The following is a 949-nucleotide window of genomic DNA, read 5'->3' as shown; positions in this document are numbered from 1 at the left end:
CGGGTCGAACTCAGCCAAATCGAGCGCACCGAACTCAGGGCGCTGCTCAACGGCGGCAAGCATGCGTCCCGCAAGCTCAAGCCAGCGCAGATTTTGCTGGCCGCCGATGGCGGAGCCCGCGACGAGGAGATCGCCAGGGACGTCGGTGTGGGCGGCTCAACCGTGTACCGGACCAAGCGACGCTTCGTGGAAGGCAATCTGGAGCGAGCGCCGAGCGAAGAGCCGCGTCCCGGAGCGGAGCGCAAACTCACCGGCAAGGAAGAAGCCTTGCTGGTGGCAACAGCCTGTGCCAGTCCCCCGGCGGGCCGCGCCCGCTGGACGCTCAAGCTACTGGCAGGTGCGATGGTCAAGCTCACCGAACACAAGAACCTGTCGCAGGAGACGGTTCGGCGGCGCCCGGCGGAAAATGGCCTCAAACCCTGGCGCAAGGACATGTGGTGCATTCCACTGGTCGACGGCGAATACGTCGCCCGCATGGAAGACGTGCTCGACCTTTACGCCGAGGCGCCCGATCCCGAGCGGCCGGTGGTGTGCTTCGATGAAAGCCCGGTGCAGCTCATCGGCGAGGCGCGTCAGCCGATCCCAGCCGAGCCGGGCCGGCTCGAACGTTACGATTACGAGTATCGTCGCAGTGGCACCGTCAACCTGTTCGTCCTGCTCGACGTGCATCGTCCCTGGCGCAAGGTCAAAGTCACCGAGCGGCGCGCGGCCGAGGACTACGCCCAATGCATGCGCGACCTCGTCGACATCCATTATCCCGATGCCGAGACCATCCGGATCGTTCAAGACAATCTATCGACCCACTCGGCCGGCGCCCTGTATCAGACGTTCCCGCCCGCCGAAGCCAGGCGGATCTTGCGGCGGCTCGAGTTCCACTACACCTCCAAGCATGCAAGCTGGCTCAACATGGTTGAGATCGAGATCGGCGTCTTGCGGGGACAGTGCCTCG

1 protein-coding gene is annotated in these 949 nt (G+C 64.9%); it reads left to right on the top strand.

All coding sequences use genetic code 11. From position 1 onward, the window contains the following. Positions 1-949: IS630 family transposase (locus tag J6497_RS40660; protein ID WP_225709747.1), on the top strand; the 949-nt coding region annotated here is incomplete at both ends.

The sequence above is a fragment of the Bradyrhizobium cenepequi genome (assembly GCF_020329485.1).
In the GTDB taxonomy this organism is placed as follows: Bacteria; Pseudomonadota; Alphaproteobacteria; order Rhizobiales; family Xanthobacteraceae; genus Bradyrhizobium; species Bradyrhizobium cenepequi.
Note: the sequence above shows the minus strand (reverse complement) of the source record. Positions and strands in the feature narration are given on the sequence as shown.